14 protein-coding genes are annotated in these 17,354 nt (G+C 71.7%); 3 read left to right on the top strand and 11 right to left on the bottom strand.

Going from position 1 to position 17,354, the window contains the following annotated elements; all coding sequences use genetic code 11:
• Positions 1-31 precede the first annotated feature (31 nt).
• Together ACZ6QO_RS36700 and ACZ6QO_RS36695 are read right to left on the bottom strand one after the other, a co-directional pair.
• On the bottom strand, positions 32-1,252 hold the full coding sequence (locus ACZ6QO_RS36700) for a GNAT family N-acetyltransferase (protein ID WP_465857931.1): 1,221 nt from the start codon (positions 1,250-1,252) through the stop codon (positions 32-34).
• A gap of 10 nt (positions 1,253-1,262) precedes the next feature.
• Positions 1,263-1,598, bottom strand: coding sequence for an ArsR/SmtB family transcription factor (locus ACZ6QO_RS36695; RefSeq protein ID WP_465857929.1), 336 nt, complete (start codon positions 1,596-1,598; stop codon positions 1,263-1,265).
• A 250-nt stretch (positions 1,599-1,848) separates the two neighbouring features.
• On the opposite strand from ACZ6QO_RS36695, the gene ACZ6QO_RS36690 reads away from it, so the two are divergent.
• The 3 genes from ACZ6QO_RS36690 (at position 1,849) to ACZ6QO_RS36680 (ending at position 7,247) form a co-directional block, all read left to right on the top strand.
• Positions 1,849-3,219, top strand: coding sequence for an FAD-dependent oxidoreductase (locus ACZ6QO_RS36690; RefSeq protein WP_465857983.1), 1,371 nt, complete (start codon positions 1,849-1,851; stop codon positions 3,217-3,219).
• A 22-nt stretch (positions 3,220-3,241) separates the two neighbouring features.
• Positions 3,242-4,492, top strand: coding sequence for an MFS transporter (locus tag ACZ6QO_RS36685; protein WP_465857927.1), 1,251 nt, complete (start codon positions 3,242-3,244; stop codon positions 4,490-4,492).
• 211 nt (positions 4,493-4,703) lie between these two features.
• Positions 4,704-7,247 (top strand): molybdopterin-containing oxidoreductase family protein, encoded by a 2,544-nt coding sequence (locus tag ACZ6QO_RS36680; protein WP_465857925.1) that lies wholly within the window; start codon positions 4,704-4,706, stop codon positions 7,245-7,247.
• Positions 7,248-7,496: 249 nt separating this feature from the next.
• Here the strand turns inward: ACZ6QO_RS36680 and ACZ6QO_RS36675 are convergent, their stop codons facing one another.
• From ACZ6QO_RS36675 to ACZ6QO_RS36635, 9 genes are all read right to left on the bottom strand, one after another.
• Positions 7,497-8,426: a GNAT family N-acetyltransferase gene (locus ACZ6QO_RS36675; RefSeq protein WP_465857923.1), complete on the bottom strand. Its 930-nt coding sequence runs from the start codon at positions 8,424-8,426 to the stop codon at positions 7,497-7,499.
• A gap of 26 nt (positions 8,427-8,452) precedes the next feature.
• Positions 8,453-8,833 (bottom strand): ArsR/SmtB family transcription factor, encoded by a 381-nt coding sequence (locus ACZ6QO_RS36670; RefSeq protein ID WP_465857922.1) that lies wholly within the window; start codon positions 8,831-8,833, stop codon positions 8,453-8,455.
• A gap of 68 nt (positions 8,834-8,901) precedes the next feature.
• Positions 8,902-11,274 (bottom strand): heavy metal translocating P-type ATPase, encoded by a 2,373-nt coding sequence (locus tag ACZ6QO_RS36665; protein WP_465857920.1) that lies wholly within the window; start codon positions 11,272-11,274, stop codon positions 8,902-8,904.
• Positions 11,275-11,395: 121 nt separating this feature from the next.
• A complete protein-coding gene (locus tag ACZ6QO_RS36660) occupies positions 11,396-11,617 on the bottom strand; it encodes a heavy-metal-associated domain-containing protein (RefSeq protein WP_465857918.1) in 222 nt (73 codons plus the stop codon).
• Positions 11,618-11,662: 45 nt separating this feature from the next.
• A complete protein-coding gene (locus tag ACZ6QO_RS36655) occupies positions 11,663-12,886 on the bottom strand; it encodes a pyridoxal phosphate-dependent aminotransferase (protein ID WP_465857916.1) in 1,224 nt (407 codons plus the stop codon).
• 7 nt (positions 12,887-12,893) lie between these two features.
• Entirely contained in the window at positions 12,894-13,319 is a 426-nt protein-coding gene (locus ACZ6QO_RS36650) for a FixH family protein (RefSeq protein ID WP_465857915.1), read from the bottom strand.
• A gap of 25 nt (positions 13,320-13,344) precedes the next feature.
• The gene (locus tag ACZ6QO_RS36645) at positions 13,345-13,584 is read right to left on the bottom strand and encodes a hypothetical protein (protein WP_465857913.1); all 240 of its coding nucleotides are present in this window, start codon (positions 13,582-13,584) and stop codon (positions 13,345-13,347) included.
• 3 nt (positions 13,585-13,587) lie between these two features.
• Entirely contained in the window at positions 13,588-15,495 is a 1,908-nt protein-coding gene (locus tag ACZ6QO_RS36640; protein WP_465857911.1) for an ABC transporter ATP-binding protein, read from the bottom strand.
• Complete coding sequence (locus tag ACZ6QO_RS36635) at positions 15,488-17,221, bottom strand: ABC transporter ATP-binding protein (protein WP_465857909.1); 1,734 nt, start codon at positions 17,219-17,221, stop codon at positions 15,488-15,490. Before ACZ6QO_RS36635 ends, ACZ6QO_RS36640 begins: the two co-directional genes overlap by 8 nt.
• Positions 17,222-17,354 lie beyond the last annotated feature (133 nt).

Below are 17,354 nucleotides of genomic sequence, written 5' to 3'. Positions count from 1 at the left end.
CGAGGCCGCGGGGGACAAGCGTCTCGTTGGGTCATCCCCGCGTGGGTGGGCCGGCTGATGTCAGGGTGTCGGGCGTTCTGCGCTCCAGGAACAGCACGTCGCGCCAGATGCCGTGGTGGCGTCCGATGCGCTCGCGTGTGCCGACGACGCGGAATCCGCAAGCGCGGTGCAGCAGCAGGCTGGGGCCGTTCTCGGGGAAGACGCCGGTCTGGATGGTCCACACCCCGGCTGTCTCGCTTGCGTCGATGAAGGCATTGAGCAGGTCACGGCCGATGCCGCGCCCACGGTAGGACGGGTCGACGTAGATGCTGTGCTCGACCACTCCGGCGTAGACGGCCCTGTTCGACACCGGCGAGGCCGCGATCCAGCCTACGACGTGGCCGGTGTCGAGGTCGACGGCGACATAGCGGAGCCGGCGGAGCTTGCTCTGGTCGAAGTGGTTCCAGGTGGGGGCGGTGGTCTCGAAGCTGGCGTTCCCGGTGTCCAGCCCGGCCTGGTAGATGGCCAGGACCCGGGCGGCGTCCGCCTCACGCATGGGGCGGATGGTGATGCCCGGCGAGGAGGCGGGTTTGACGGCCCGGACCATGGCCGCGTGCACGCCGTCGCCGTGATCGACGGTCAGGGTGAGGGCGCCGGCGACGAATCCCGAGTCCAGCAGCAGATCGCGATACCGCCCGGCGGCCAGGACTCCTGCCGTACGGCCGGCCCGGCGTCCGGCGTCGGGACGCGCGGCGGCGGGATCGGCGTCGTCGCGGACGACCACGTCGCTGACAACCAGACGTCCGCCGGGCTTGAGGACGCGGAACGCCTCGGCCAGTGCCGCCGGTGCGTCGCCGGAGAGGTCGGCCACGCGGGTGGAGATGACCACGTCGACAGAGCCGTCCGGGAGCGGGACGTGCTCGATGGTGCCACGCAGCGACTCGACGTTGGCCGCATCGGCCTCGGAGGCGTCGCGCCGGACCGGGCTCGGCATGTCCGCGCCGGCGTACAGACCGTAGGCCTTGCCGTACGGTCCGACCATGCGCGCGGGCGGCAGGACATCACAACCGAGGGCCAGGACGATCTCGCCCGCACGGAGGCCGGCCACCACGGCAGGATCGCCACGGCTTGAGCTCGCCCGTACAGCTCCGTCGGGCGGTCCGGTCACCTCCTCGCGGCTCGCCTCGCCGGAGGTGTCCGCTGCGCCGTCGGCGACCGACTCACCGGAGAGAGCGGTCCTCGGGCTGTTGTGCACGGCTTCATCGGGTGCCATCGCGTGGTCCTCACTCGCAGGCGGGGGTCACGGGAACGGGACGGCCCATCACCACGTCCGCGGCGGTGGGGAAGCAACTCACGCAGGTCTCGTTGATGCGGTACAGACTCGCGGTGCCGCGTCGCTCCACCAGGACGAAGCGCACCTCGGCCAGAATCTTCAGATGGTGGGACACCGTCGACTGGCCGATGTGCACGGCTTGGACGATCTCCCCCACCGTCAGCGGCTCCCGGTGCCGGGCCAACAGCGACACGATCTGGATGCGAGTGGCGTCGGCCAGAGCCTTGAACCAGCTCGCGTACTCCTCTGCCGAGTCCCGTTCGAGGGGGACGACGTCTCTGTTCATCTACCATCGACGATATTAGATTAATTACCCCCAGGGAAGCCCTTATCGTCCACCGCACGAAGGAGAGCGGTGACGATCTTGGGGATAGGATGTTTTGAAAGCCATCTAATTTGACAGAGCTCTAAGCAGTGCGGCAGACTAGAGTCTGCTTAGACGGATTTCAAAACAAGTCCGGCACGGCCGGCTTGGATCTGCATACACGAGCAAACGGAGAGGGATCATGAGTGACGGATGCTGCGGTCCGGTGACCATGGATATCGAGCCCTTCCCCTCGAAGGCCGACTCGCATGCCCTGCCCGTCGTGGTGATAGGGGCGGGACCGGTCGGGCTGGCCGCCGCCGCTCATCTCGCCGAGCGCGGCTTTGACTTCCTGGTGCTGGAGGCCGGAGGACAGGCCGGCGCCTCGGTGGCCCAGTGGGGGCATGTACGCGTCTTCAGCCCCTGGCGGTACAACATCGACGCCGCCGCCCGCCGTCTTCTCGAGGCGGACGGCTGGACGGCGCCCGATCCCGAGTGGCTGCCGACGGGCGCGGAGCTCATCGAGCGCTACCTCGCCCCGCTCGCCGGTCACCCCGCCATCGCGCCCCGGCTGCGCACCCGATCGAAGGTCACCGCGATCAGCCGCCTCGGCTACGACCGGGTCCGCACCAACGGCCGCGAGCAGGCGCCCTTCCTCGTCCGTCTCGACAGCGGCGAGGAACTGCGGGCGAAGGCCGTCATCGACGCCTCCGGCACGTACGCCACGCCCAACGTCCTGGGCGCGTCCGGTCTGCCCGCCCATGGCGAGCCCGGCGCGGCGAAGCTGATCGACCACGCGTTGCCCGATGTGCTGGGCGTCGACCGTGCCACCTACGAGGGCGAGCGGGTCCTGGTGGTCGGCGCCGGGCATTCCGCCGCCACCACGCTCCTCGGGCTCGCCCAGTTGGACGACACGCCGATCACCTGGGCGATCAGGGGCGGCAGCGCGACCCGGACCTACGGCGGGGGCGCCGCGGACGCGCTTCCGGCCCGCGGCGCTCTGGGCACGCGCCTGCGCGCGCTGGTCGACTCCGGACGGATCAAGCTGCTGACCGGCTTCTACACCCACCGGGTCTCCACCGGTGACGACGGAATACAGGTGATCAGCCGCGATCCCGGCGGTGCCGAACAGTCCGTCACCGTCGACCGCATCGTGTCGGCGACCGGGTACCGGCCCGACCACTCGATCGCGAGCGAGCTGCGGCTCGACCTGGACCCGATCCTCGGCTCCACCCGCGCGCTGGCGCCGCTCATCGATCCCAACCAGCACTCCTGTGGCACCGTCCCGGGCCATGGCGTGGACGAGCTGGCCCACCCCGAGACGGGCTACTACGCGGTGGGCGTCAAGAGTTACGGCCGGGCTCCCACGTTCCTGATGGCGACCGGCTACGAGCAGGTCCGGTCCGTGGTGGCGGCGCTGGCCGGAGACTGGGACGCCGCCCGGGACGTCCGGCTCGACCTGCCGGAGACGGGCGTGTGCTCCTCTCAGCTCGCCGAAGAGCAGGAGGCCCGCGTCGGCCTGGCGACCGGCCTCAGCGGAGGACTCCTCGCCACGCCGCTGCCGCTGGTGAGCGCCGACTCCGGTGGTGGCTGCTGCGGCTGACCCGGACGTCCCGGGAGCACGAGTGAGTTCCGTTTCCCCGGTCGCCGCCTCCGAGGACCGAGGCGGCGACCGGCCTCGTGCCGGCCAGGGGCGGCGGATGGTCGCCGCGCTGGCCGTGACGCAGACCGTCGGCTACGGGGTGCTGTACTACGCCTTCTCGGTGTTCCTGACGCCGATGCGGAGCGATCTGCGGGCGAGCGGTCCGCAGGTCGCCGGCGCGCTCACGCTGGCGGTCCTGGTGACCGCCCTGTGCGCCCCCTTGGTCGGCCGATGGCTGGACGCCCGGGGTGGCCGGGGCCTGATGACCGCGGGTTCGGTGCTCGGCGCGCTCGCCGTGCTGGCCTGGTCGCGCGTGGAGAACCTGCCGCAGCTGTACGGCGTGTTCGCCGTCGTCGGGCTCGCCTCGGCCATGGTGCTGTACGAACCGGCGTTCGCCGTCGTGGTCGGCTGGTTCGACGAACGCCGGCGGGCCGGCGCGCTGCTCGCCGTCACCGTCGTCGCCGGGTTCGCCTCCTCGGTATTCCTGCCGCTGTCGGGCCTGCTGCTCGACCGGTACGGCTGGCGCCATGCGCTGGTCGTCCTGGCCTTGCTCTACGGAACCGTCGCGATTCCGCTGCACGCCGTGTTCCTGCGCCGCCACGGGCAGGCGAGACCGGAGGCCGCGGCGTCCGGCTCTGCCGCGGAGAGGGCGGGCATCCTGCGCTCCGCGGTACGCGGGCGGCCGTTCTGGCTGCTGGTGACCGCCTTCACCGCGCACGCCGCCGCGGTGTCCGCGGTCGCCGTCCTGCTGATCACCTATCTCGTGCGGCTCGGTCATGCCCCCGTCTTCGCCGCCGGAGTCGCCGGCCTGCTCGGCGTGCTCTCCGTGACCGGACGGCTGGTCACCACCGGCCTGCGGCGTCGCATGGGGATCGCCGTCGTCGCCGCCGTCATCTTCGCCGTGCAGGGCGCGGCGGCGCTCCTGCTGCCGGTCGTCGGCGGGAGCGTCGCGGGGGCGGTGGGCTGCGTGCTGGCGTTCGGGATGGGGTTCGGCGTCGCGGCCGTCACCCAGCCCCACCTGATCGCGGCGCGCTACGGCACCATCGCCTATGCCACGCTGGCCGGGCGGGTCGCGTTCTTCTCGATGACCGCGAGGGCCGCCGCGCCGCTGGCCGCCGCCGCTCTGGCGCAGGTCGCCGGGTACGGAGCGGTGATGGGAGTGGTCGCCGCCGCCTGCGCGGCCGGAGCCGCGGCGCTCATCGCCTACCACCGGGCGTCGCGCGGGCGACGTTGAGCCTCGGCCATGTCGGCGACGGCGTAATGAGTTTCTGCCGGAATGGATCCGGCGGACCGCGCCTCGATACGGTCCCCGCGAGGTGCGCGCGCCGTTGTCACAGGCACGAAGTTGCCGGGCAGCATGCTGCCTGGCCGGACCACTTTCATGATCCGGTGCCGGACACGAGAGTGGTCCTCGTTGAGTGCCCCATCGCGATGGGAGAGACGTCATGGTGGAGCAGGAGGGCGCAGCGCCCGGGGACGGTAAGAACATCACCCGCCGCGGGGTCCTGCGCGGCGGGATTCTCGCGAGCGCCGGCACGGCGGCGGGCGGGGTGCCAGGCATCGTCCCTTTCGCGGGGCAGGCGGCGTACGCCGCGGCGCCGGTGGCCTCAGACTCGGGCGGGGGCTCCATGCCGGACTTCAGTGAGGGCTCGGCGGCGCTGACCCCGGACAAGGTGGTGCACAGCGCCTGCCAGTTCTGCAACAGCGACTGCAGGCTGGAGGTCTCGCTCAAGCTCGGCCGGGTGCTGGAGATCCGCGGGGAGCGGAAGGATCCCGTGCAGGACGGCAACCTGTGCGTCAAGGCGCCCATGATGACCGAGCTGGTCTACAACCCCCTCCGGCTCACCAGGCCGCTGCGGCGGGTCTCCGGCAAGAAGGGGGATCCGGGCAGCCGCTTCGAGCCCATCTCGTGGGACGACGCGCTCGACATCATCGCCCGCCGCTGGCTCGCGTTGCGCGACGCCGGAGAGGCCCGCGCCATCGCCAACCGGACCACCGGCCGGCTGCCGCGCGGCACCGGATCGCTGGCCGGCCGCGTCTTCTCCTTGCTGGGCAGCCCGAACGACACCGACGTCGGCCCCGTGTGCAACGACGCCGGAGGCAACGCGCTCGCCGCCACCTTCGGGCTCGGCAACTTCACCAACGGCTACGGGGTCGACGGAGCCACCGGGAAGGAGGACCTGGGATCGGCGAAGTTCTTCCTGTTCCTGGGGACGAACCAGGGGGAGACCCATCCGGTCACCTTCGCCCACCTGCTGCGCGGCAAGAAGCGCACCGGCGCCAAGCTCGTCGTCGTCGACCCTCGGCACACGCCCACGAGCGTGCACGCGGACCAGTGGATAGCGCCGAAGCCGCACACCGATTTCGCGCTCGTCCTTGGCATGCTGCACCACATCGTCACTCAGAACCTTCACGACAAGGCGTTCGTGGCGCGCTGGGTGCTGGGCTTCGAGGAGCTGCGCGAGCATCTGAAGGCCGAGGCGTACACCCCGGAGTGGGCCGCGGGCGTCACCGGGGTGCCGGCGGCGACGATCAGGCGGCTGGCCGTGGACTACGCGACCACACGACCGGCCGCGATCTTCTGCAACGCCGGCATCTCCCACCAGCTCGGCGCGTTCGACACCTACCGGGCGCTCGCGATGCTGGCCGCGGTCACCGGCAACATCGGCGTCCCGGGCGGCGGCTGCAACTTCATGCACAACACCTGGCCCGGCGGTCTCGGCCTGCCACCCCTGAAGGTCACTCCCCCCGAGCGCGGACCGGCCCTGCCCGTCGGCCCGGACGCGTTCGCCGAGTCGATCCTCAACGGCAGGCCCTACCGCCTCAAGGCCGTGATGACCGAGGGCAACCCCCTGATCAGCTCGGCGAACACCGGCAAGGTACGTGAGGCGTTCGCCGAGCTCGACTTCTACGTCTACACCGGGCTGTTCATGGAGGAGGCGGCGTACTACGCCGACGTCATCCTGCCGGTCTGCAGCGGCCTTGAGTTCGAGGGCGTCTACATGCGCCGCGACGACCGGGCCATCCGATGGCAGGACGCCGCGGTGGAGCGCGTCGGCGAGTCGTGGTCCGACACGGAGATCTGGATCGGCCTCGCGCACGCCCTGGGCCGCAACGACCGCCGGCGTCCCAGCTCCTACTGGACCGACGCGTTCCCGTTGGAGTGGAGGAGCTACCCGAAGCTCTGGGACACCTTCGTGGCCAACACGCCCGGCATGGGCGGGATGACCCGCGAGCGCCTCCGGGCGCGCACCGAGCCGCTCCGCTGGCCGTGCCCCACGACGGACCACCCCGGTGTCAGCACGCTCTATCTGGACCACCCGAGCTGGTACCAGGCCGCCGAGGCGCTCGACCCCGCCAACCGCGGCAAGAGGTTCCTGACCCCCAGCGGGAAGATCGAGATCACCACGCCGGACCTGGAGCGCAAGCTCGCGCCCAGCGGCCACCATGCCCTGCCGTCCTTCTACACCCATCCCGAGGTCACCGGCGCGCACCCGACCATCGCCTACGAGGACCGGTACATCGCCAACCCCGTCAACCCGCAGGCGCTGACCCAGCCGGTGCGTCTCGGCGTGCCGGGCTCCGGCGCCGTGCACCGGAGGTTCCCGCTGATGGGGATGACCGGCCGGCCGAGCGTCGTGCACTTCGCCTCGGTGACCCACTGGACCGCGACCGGCGAGCGGCTCAACGGCGTCCGCCTGGTGCAGATCCATCCGAGCACCGCCCAGAGGCTGGGGATCGCGCAGGGCGACACCGTCGTGGTCGAGAGCCCGCGCGGCGCGGTGACCGGCACCGCGCTGCTCGACACCGGCATCCGTACCGACACCATCTATCTGCCCAACACCTTCGGCCCCGCCCAGCGGGTCGGCGACCTGTACGGCGATCCGCGCTACGAACCGGCGAACACGCTGGTCGACGACCGGTTGTACGACAACCTCTCCGGCCAGCAGGCGTACAAGTGCTTCGCGTGCGACGTCCGGAAGAAGTGACCGGCGGGCCGTCCCGGCGACCGTCGGCGGCGCTCCGGGCACGGCCCGCGCGGCGCGGTCGCGTGCCCGGTCACGCGGCGGCCGCGACGTCCCAACCGGCTCCGGGAGTCAGCGGGGGCAGGGGCGAGTCCCGGCCGGCGGGTATGCCCGGCTCGGCCGGGTGAACGGTACCCGGCTCGGCGACGTCGGGGCTCGCGGGCATGAGAGTGCACGGTTCGAGCGGCATTTTTCCCTTCCCATCGTTCTCGATCACGGATTCACCGTGGGGACGGGCGCGTCGCCGAGGCGGTGCGCGCGCACCCCGGCGAGGAACCCGGCGCTGTAGGGACGCAGGTCCGGTTCCTCGGCCGAGCCGAACAGCTCCAGCCGCAGGACCGGTCCGCGCCGCGGCCGGCCGTCGTCCCCCGCGGCGTAGGAGAGCACGAATGACGGGTCGGTGAGCGCGCTCAGACCCACGATCAGATCGGCCTGGTCGGAGCCGGAGCCCGGGTCGACCAGATGCGAGGGGACGGCGGTGAAGCCGAGCCGGCTCTTGAAGCCGAACAGGCCGGGCTTCACCATGTGGCCGTACAGGTTCGGGTCGCTGCCGAGGCTCACCCAGCCGAAGCCGCGCCGTCGCGCCTCCTCGATGACCCGCATGTACAGCAGGCGGGGCAGTCCGGAGGAGCGGTGCCGCGGCGTCACCGCCGAGAAACGCGCCCGCACCTCGTCCTTCGGCCGGGACCGCAGGTTGAGGCACGCGCCGGCCAGGTCGTCGCCGTCCCACGCGCAGACGGCGAAATAGTCGTCGGCCGCGGCGAGGATGCGGTCCTTGGCGGCACTGGCCACGGCCCAGCCGTGGCGCATCTTGCCGACCTCGTTCTCGTACAGCGGGAGGAACGCGTCCAGCAGCGCCGCCGAGACCGGACGGACGTCGAAGCGCACGCCGTCGCTCGCGACCCTGCGGCGCGCCGCGAAGACGTTGCGCCTGTCCTTGCTCGGCAACCGGGCCAGGAACGCCTCCTCGGTCCCGGCCGTGGCCGCCCGCCACACCACGACCTGCGGTTTGGGGAAGAATCCCGCGCTCGCCAGGTCCGCCCACGTGTCGACCGGCGGATTCTGCACACGCACGACGTCGACCTCGCCCCGGTGGGCCGACCAGTCGCCGTCCAGCGCCTCGTCCGGTGTGACGACCGCCATCGGCACTCCGAAGGCCATCTTCCGGATCACCGGTCCTCACGTCCCGTCTCGGCCGGGAGCACCGCCGAAATGGCCTCGCCCGGGGCGTCGAGCAACCTCGCCAGGCGGCCGAGCGCCGTCGCGACCGTGCTGTAGTAGACCCACGTTCCGCGCCGGTCGGCGGTGATGAGACCGGCGGCCCGGAGCACCTTCAGGTGGTAGGAGATCGTCGGGGACGACAGGTCGAAGTCCTCGGACATGTCGCAGACGCAGACCTCCCGGTCGGGATGGGAGGCGATCAGCGAGAGCAGCCTGAGCCGGACCGGATCACCGAGCGCCTTGAACATCGGCGCCAGGTCCCCCGCCACGGAGTTGTCGAGCACGCCGCGCGTCAGTGGCGCGTACCCGTCGGACCCGGCGGCATCCATGCGTCACCTCCCCGCTCGCACATCGTCGTCTTCGTGGCCGCTCGCGTCGGCCGCTCGCCGGGGCATCGTCAGCCGTCCCTGCTCGTCGTGGCCGTTTCGAGCGCGCGGCCGGGCGGGGTGTCCGGCGTGACCGGCGCTTTCGCGGGCTCGGCGGGCGCGGAGCCGTCCGCCAGGGCGTGGAACCGGCGCAGCCGCAGGCTGTTGGTGAGCACGAACACGCTGGACGCGGCCATCGCGGCGCCGGCGATCATCGGGTTCAGCAGGCCCAGGACCGCGAGCGGGACGGCGGCCACGTTGTAGGCGAAGGCCCAGAAGAGGTTGCCCTTGATCGTCGCGAGCGTCCGCCGGGACAGCCGTACCGCGTCGGCGGCCGCGCGCAGGTCGGCCCGGACGAGGGTGATGTCGCCGGCCTCGATCGCGGCGTCCGTGCCGGTGCCCATGGCGATGCCGAGATCGGCCTGGGCGAGGGCCGCGGCGTCGTTCACCCCGTCGCCCACCATGGCGACGACCCGGCCCTCCTGCTGCAACCGCTTGATCACGTCCACCTTGCCGGCCGGCATGACCTCGGCCTCGACCTCGGTGATCCCCACCTGCCCGGCGACGGCCTGAGCGGCCCGCGTGTTGTCCCCGGTGAGCAGGATCGGCCGCAGCCGCAGTCGCCGCATGGCCTCCACGGCGCCGGCGCTGGTCGGCTTGACGGTGTCGGCGACGACGAGCACGCCCCGCACTTCCGCGTCCCAGGCGACGAGCACCGGGGTCAGACCGCGGCTCTCGGCGTCGTCGTGCGCCTGACGCAGCTCGGGCGGCAGCGGCGAGGCGGCGTCCAGCCAGGTGGCGCGGCCGACGCGTACCCGCACGCCGTCGACCTCGCCGGAGACTCCGCGGCCGGGGGTGCCCTCGAACGCCGAGACGGCCGGCAGTCCGCCGAGGCGCTCTCGCGCGCCGGCCGCGATGGCCTGGGCGATCGGATGCTCGGACGCGTCCTCCAGCGCGCCGGCGAAGGTGAGGACCCGGTCCTCGTCCTCCCCCGCGCGCGGCACGACGGCGACCAGCCGCATCGCTCCGGCCGTGACGGTGCCCGTCTTGTCCAGGACGATGGTGTCGATCCGCCGGGTCGACTCCAGGATCTCGGGTCCGCGGATGAGGATGCCGAGCTGGGCGCCGCGTCCGGTCCCGACCAGCAGCGCGGTCGGAGTGGCCAGGCCGAGCGCGCACGGGCAGGCGACGACCAGGACGGAGACGGCGGCGGTCAGCGCGGCCGCGACGTCCAGCCCGTTGCCGAGCCAGAACCCGAACGTGGCCGCGGCGATCGTCACGACGACGGGGACGAAGACCGCGGCGACCCGGTCGGCGAGGCGCTGCACCGGGGCCTTGCCGGCCTGCGCGTCGGTGATGAGGCGGGACATCTGGGCGAGCTGGGTGTCGGCGCCGACGCGGGTGGCACGGACGATCAGCCGCCCGCTGGTGTTGACGGTGGCGCCGACGACGGCCGACTCCGGTCCCACTTCCACCGGAACGCTCTCGCCGGTGAGCATGGAGACGTCCACGGCCGAGGTTCCCTGCACGACGACGCCGTCGGTGGCGATCTTCTCCCCCGGCCGGACCGAGAAGATCTCGCCGACGGTCAGCCGGTCCACCGGGATGCGCACCTCGTCGCCGTTCCTCAGCACCGCGACGTCCTTGGCGCCGAGCCGCAGCAGGGCGCGCAGCGCCGCTCCCGCCCGGCGCTTGGAGCGGTGCTCGGCATAGCGTCCCGCGAGGATGAAGACCGTGAGGCTCGCGGCGACCTCCAGGTAGATGTGGTGCAGTCCCTCACCGGAGACCGGGCGCATCACGAACGGCATCCGCATGCCGGGAAGCCCGGCGTACCCGAAGAACAGCGCGTAGAGCGACCAGCCGAACGCCGCGATGACGCCGAGCGACACCAGCGTGTCCATGGTGGCCGAGGCGTGCCGCAGGTTCTTCCACGCGGCACGGTGGAACGGCCACGCTCCCCACACCGCCACGGGCGCCGCGAGGGTCAGCGACAGCCACTGCCAGTACGTGAACTGGAGCGGTGTGATCATCGCCATCGCCACGACCGGGACCGCGAGCGCGGTGGAGACCAGGAGCCGGCGTCGCATGACGGCGAGCGCCGCGTCGCTCGCGTCGTCCGCCTCCTGCTGCTCGTCGGCGACCCGTCCGTCTCCGGGATCGGGCTCGGGCTCGGGCAGCGCCGCCGTGTATCCGAGCCCCTCCACCACGGCGATCAGCTCCTCGACCGAGACGCCCGGGTCGTGGACGACGTGCGCCTGCTCGATGGCGAGGTTGACCTCGGCCTGGACGCCGTCCAGGCGGTTGAGCTTGCGTTCGATGCGGGCCGAGCACGAGCCGCACGTCATCCCACCGATCAGCAGGGTGACCTCGGAGCGGTTCGCGATCGGCAGAGCTGATGCGGACACTGTTCGTCTCCTTCCGACCGCGCCTAGAACTCCACCGGCGGGACGAGGGTCCCGAACGCGTACGCCAGTGCGAAGACCACCGCGAGCGCCACCACGAAACCGGCGATCTTGGTCTGGGGTCTCATGCGAGCACGCCCGCGAAGCGGTATCCGCTGCTCTCCACCGCGTCCCGCACGGTCTCCTCCGACAGCGGAGCGTCCGAGCCGAGCCGCATCCGGCCGCTCTTGGGGTCGATCTCGAGCACCTCGACGCCGGGGATGGCGCCGTCCACGGCCTTCCTGACGCGCTTCGCGCATCCTCCGCAGGTCATGCCTTCCACCACGTACGTAGCGACAACGCTCACAGCTGTTCCTTTCGGTGCGGATGGTCCGGCAGTGCCGATGGGGCATCAATCGCGGGCGGCGCCGACGTTCACGCGGGCGGCCTCGGTCAAGAACTCTCGGATCCTGGCGAGCGCCTCGGCGATCACCTCAGGACCGTCCACGTAGGAGACGCGGACGTGGTCGGGCGCGCCGAAGTCGGCGCCCGGGACGACGGCGACGCGGGCGGCGCTCAGCAGATGACGGGCGAAGTCGGCGGCGCTGCGGATCGTCTCGCCCTGCCAGGCGAGGCCGTAGGTGCCGCTCACGTCGACGAAGGCGAAGAACGCCCCCAGAGGTTCCACGTCGAGCCGGAGGCCGGGCAGCTCGGCGAGTCCGGCGCACAGTGCTCGCCGGCGGACGTCGAGCTCCGCCCTGCGGGCATCCAGCTCGGCGACCGGCTCGTCCAGCAGGACGGCGAGCGCGGCGTACTGGGAGATGGTCGAGGCGGCCGACGTCGTGTGCCCCTGCAGCGCGGCCATGGCCGATATCACCGGCTTCGGCCCGGCGGCGAACCCGACCCGCCAGCCGGTCATCGCGAAGGTCTTCGACAGGCCGCCGATCGTGATGGTGGCGGCTCGCACCTCGGGGCCGAGGGAGGCCATGCCGGCGAACAGGCCGTCCTGGTAGACCAGGTCGCCGTAGATCTCGTCGCTGACGATGGCGAGCCCGGCGTCCAGCGCGACCTCGGCCAGGGCCGTCAGCTCCCGCCGGTCGTAGACGACTCCGGTGGGATTGGACGGGCTGTTCACCAGCAGGACCTTCGTCCGCGGGGTGACGCGCTCGGCGACCGCCCGCGGGGTCATCTTGAAGCCCGTGCCGGGTCCCGTCGGCAGGATGACCGGCGTGCCGCCGGCGAGGGTCACCATGTGCGGGAAGCTCACCCAGTGCGGGGCCTGGACGATCACTTCGTCCCCGGGGTCCAGGAGTGCGACGAAGGCGTTGGCGAGCGCCTGTTTGGCGCCGTTGGTGATGATGATCTCCTCGCCGGCGTAGGGCGCCCGCCACGCGCGCGTCAGCCGTTCCGCCACGGCCTGCCGCAGCGGCGGGATGCCGGCGACGGCGGTGTACCGGGTGCGGCCGCCGGTGATGGCCTTGATCCCGCCGTCGGACGCCTGCCGCGGGGTGGGGAACGCCAGTTCACCACTCGTGAGGTTGATGACGTCGACGCCTTCCGCGGCGAGTTGCTTGGCGTGCGCGTCGAGCGCCGCGGTGCTGGAGGGCGGCAGCTGGGCCGCACGGCGACTGAGCATGGTCTCCCTACTTGGCCCGCACGTCGAACCGCACCGTGGCCGGCGCTCCCGCCCCGCGGTTCACCTGGACGCTGATGACCCAGTAGCCGGTCATGCCGAGGACCAGCTTGGACTCGTAGGTGTCGCCCTTCCTGGTCGCCACCTGCTCACCGCCGCGCATGTTCATGCTCGGCATGTCGTAGTTGACCTTGACCGTCGCGTCGGTGACGGCGGCGCCCGAGGAGTCGAGGACCGTGAACCGCCCGGTGGCCGCCGTGCCGCCCTTGGCGGGGCATGGGTTGGTCGTGAACCGCACCGTGAGCCCGGCGCTCTGCTTCTCGGTCTGGCATGCCGCCGGCGAGGAGTCGCCGTCGGCCCGGCTCTGCGCGCAACCTGCCATGGCGGCCACCGCGACGATCGCGGCCGCCCCGGCTCGAAGTGAGCGCCTGCTCATCGGCTTCCTCCTGGTACGTGGCGTGCTATCCGCAGCACGACTTCTTGGCGGTGGCCGCGGCCTTCTCCTCGGTGGCGGGCTTGGGGCCGCAGCAGGAGCTCTTCGCGGCGGGCGCCGCGGTCTCGGCGTCGGTCGTGGCGGGCTTGGTCGTGGCGGTCTTCGGGCCACAGCACGAACTCTTGGTCTCGGCCTCGACGACGGGCAGCGGCTCGTTCTGAGCGGCGGACCAGAAGAGCTGGCCGACGCTCGGCTCGGTGACGGACATGGGTCACTTCCTTCCAGCGGGTAGGGCGATTTCTCCGGTCTGGACCTTGCAGAGCTCGGCGAGCCGGCCGTCGCCCGTGAGGAGCTCCACGGGCCTGCCGCTCTCGACGATCCGGCCGTCCTCCAGGACGAAGACGCGGTCCAGGTCTTCGACGAGGGCCAGCCAGTGCGCGACGACCACCGCGGTGCGGCCTTCCAGCAGCCGCCGGATGGCGGCGAGGACGGTCCGCTGGCGGGCGGGGTCGACGCTGGAGACGGCCTCGTCAAGAATGATCACTCGGGGGTCGGCGAGCATGGCGCGGGCGAGGGCGATGAGCTGGCGCTCCCCGACCGACAGACGCGAGCCGCGTTCGCCCACCTTGGTCTGATAGCCCTTGCCCAGCTCGCCGATCACCTCGTCGGCGCCCACGGCGCGGGCCGCCTGCACGACCTCCTCGTCGGTGGCGTCCGGCCTGCCGAACCGGATGTTCTCCTCGACGGTGCCGTCGAAGAGCTGCGCCTCCTGGCTGACCAGCAGGACCTGGCCGCGCACGGACGACTTGGTCGCCTGTGCGATGTCGTGGCCGTCGATGCGGATCACGCCGGAGGTGGGCGTGTAGAAGCGGACCAGCAACTGCATCAGCGTGCTCTTGCCGGCGCCGCTGGCGCCGACGATGCCGATGTGCTCGCCCGGCCGGGCTTCGAGGGACACCTCATGCAGGACCTCGGCGCCGTCGGCGTACGCGAAGCTCACCCCGTCGATGCGCAAGTGTCCCTGGACATCGGGCAGCGGGTCGCCGGTGTCGTCCTCCTCCGGCAGGTCGAGCACCTCCAGGATGCGGTGCGCCGACACGGCCATGTCGGAGGCCTGGCCGAGCTGGTTGGCCACGTCGCGGACCGGGTTCAGCATGCGCTTGGAGAACAGGGCGAACGCGGCCAGCGTGCCGGCGGCCAGAGCGGCGCCCTGCGCCATGCCCATCGACGCCATCATCGTGTCGGTGCCGAGCAGCATCCAGGTCATGGGCATCATGCCCGCGGCCAGGTCGAAGAAGAAGCCGGAGCCGAGGGCGTGCCCGTTGATGATCTGCAGCCCGCCGAAGAAGATCAGCAGGGCCAGGGCGATGTGGACGGTCAGCCCGAGGTAGGAGGTGAGCCACAGTCGCTTGGTGGACAGCCTGTTGTGCACCTTGGTGTACCCGGCGGACCTGCTCTCCAGGTCGGCCATCATGCTGTCTTCCTGGCCGAAGGCGCGGATGTCGGCGAGCCCGTCGATGCGCTGGTTCAGGTAGCCCACCATGGTGTCCCAGGATTCGCGCTGCCGCCGGGTGTCGGCCTTCAGGTGGCGGGTCCAGCGCAGCGCGACGATGACCATGATGGGGATGACGATCAGCGTCGGCAGGGCGACCCCGGGGCTGAGGGCCAGCAGGAACACCGCGAACGCGATGAACCACACGGTGCTCTGGACGAGCTCCAGGCCGGTCTTGGTGATGTACCCGCGGAAGCGCTCGGCCTCGAACAGCACACGGGTGACCCAGGTGCCGCTGGCCTGCGAGACGTGCCGGGACAGCTGCAGGTTGTGCAGGCGCGCGACCAGGTCGTTCCTGAGGGTGACCGTCAGCCGCTCGTTCACCCTGATCATCGCGATGTTGTAGGTGATGCGGATGACGTTGTCCAGCACCGCGAGCACCACCAGGTTGATCGCGGTGCCCCAGACGGCGTCCAGGTTGCCGGTGACGATGTGCCCCACGCCGACCATCACCGTGTACATCTGCGCGATGGTGAGGATGGAGCTCAGGATGGTCACGACGGTGGCCACCGCGATCCAGCCGATGTGCGGCCGCAGGTAGGGCAGGAAGCGCCTGACCGCGCGGCGCAGTGTCTGGTTGACCTGGACGTCGGTGAGGACCACGGGTTCGGCGGCCGTCTCAGCCATCTGCCTGACCTCCTTCCGGCAGGCCGGCGGGCGCCAGCGGCCGTTCCCCCGGTCCGCCCTCCTGGGCGGCCGGCCGTACGGAATCCGGCTCCGCCAGGACGCCGTTCTTGAGCGCGATCACCCGGTCGACGTACCGGGTCACCGCGAGCTGCTGGGTGGCGATGACCAGCGTTCTGCCCTGGCGCACCCGCGTGATGGTGTCCAGCAGCTCCACTTCGGTCTCGGCGTCGAGGTTCGCCGTCGGGTTGTCCAGGAGCAGCACCGCCGGGTCGACCAGCAGGACGCGGGCCAGGCCGACGCGCTGCCGTTCGCCGGCGGACAGGTCGGCGGCGTCGGCGGCCAGCGCGCGGTCCAGCGGGATGTGGCGCAGACCCGCCGCGTCCGCCGCCTCGGCGACCTCGCCGGGGGTCGCCTCGGGGCGGGCGAAACGGATGTTGTCCGCCAGGGTGCCCTCGAAGATCCACTGGCGTTGGGGCAGGCACACGACCTGCCGCCGGATGGACGCCAGGTCGTACTCGCGGCCGTCGACGCCGTCGTACAGCACGAATCCGGACTCGGGGTCGCGCAGGCGGGCCAGCACGTGGAGCAGCGTCGTCTTCCCACTGCCGGTGGGGCCGATGACGGCGACCGCCTCGGCGGGTTCGACCGTCAGGCTGACGCCGTCGAGCACCTTGCGGTCGCCGACCTCCACGACGACGGCGGCCGCGGAGACCGCGCCGGCGGGAGCGGGCATGGGGCGGCTGTCGGAGCGCGGGTCCAGCACCGATGGCGCCTCGATGATGCGCAGCAGCCGCTGGGCGATGACCACCGACCGGAAGACGCCGTTGGCGTGCATGGTCACCTGGTGCATGCTCATCTGCACCATCATGACCAGCGCGACCAGGGCCACGAGGCTGCCCACGGTGAGCGCGCCGTCGACGACCGCGCCGCCGCCGAGCCACAGGGCGATGGGGGTGGGGAGCGCGCCGACGACGTTCAGGATCGCCTCCCACCTGCTGTAGGTGGTCTTCATGCTGCCGCGGCGGGCGGAGAGCTCTTCGTTGATCTTGTGCAGCCGGTCGGACGCGGCGTCCTCCCGGCCGAAGGACTTCACCACGCCGATGTTGGCCAGGGATTCCCCCACGCCGGACAGCAGGTTGGTGAACTGTCCCTTGACGTCGACGAAGACCCGCTGCAGTCGTCCCTGGACGCTCATGTTGCCGAGGATCACGATGGCGAGCGGGATGGAGGCGACCAGCGTGGTGCGGACGTCGATCAGGAGCGCCACCAGGTACATCACCACGGTGACCAGCACCTGGTTGAGCAGTTCGAGCAGGCCGCCGTTGGTGAGGCCGCGCACGAAGACGGCGTCGGAGACCAGGCGGGTCAGCGCCCGGCCGCCCGAGGCCTCGGCCGTGTCGGCCGGCCCGAGTTTGAGCAGGCCGCGGAACAGGTCGTGCCGCAGGTCGTTGACGGCCTTGCTGGCGACGTTGAAGCGCATCTGCTTGCCGAGGTGGAGCAGGGCGGCGGAGGCCGCGCCGATGGCGAGGACGCCGAGGGCGATGGCGAGCAGCAGTCCGGGATCGCCGCCGAGCACGCCCGCGTCGATGGCCACCCGGATGATGAGCGGGATGGCGATGGTGCTCAGCAGCCCGGTCAGCATGGTGATCGTGGCCACGGCCATCGCCCGGCGGTAGCGGAGGGGGTAGCCGTAGATGAACCGCAGTGCGTGAAGCGACTGTCTCACTTGCCTCTTCCTTTCGGCCCGGGCCGGCGCACGTGCCTGGCGGGGGGGGGGGGGGGGGGGGGGGGGGGGGGGGGGGGGGGGGGGGGGGGGGGGGGGGGGGGGGGGGGGGGGGGGGGGGGGGGGGGGGGGGGGG

The sequence above is a fragment of the Sphaerisporangium sp. NPDC049457 genome (assembly GCF_055586705.1).
The sequence above is the reverse complement of the archived record's forward strand: the minus strand, read 5'-3'. Positions and strand labels throughout refer to the sequence as shown.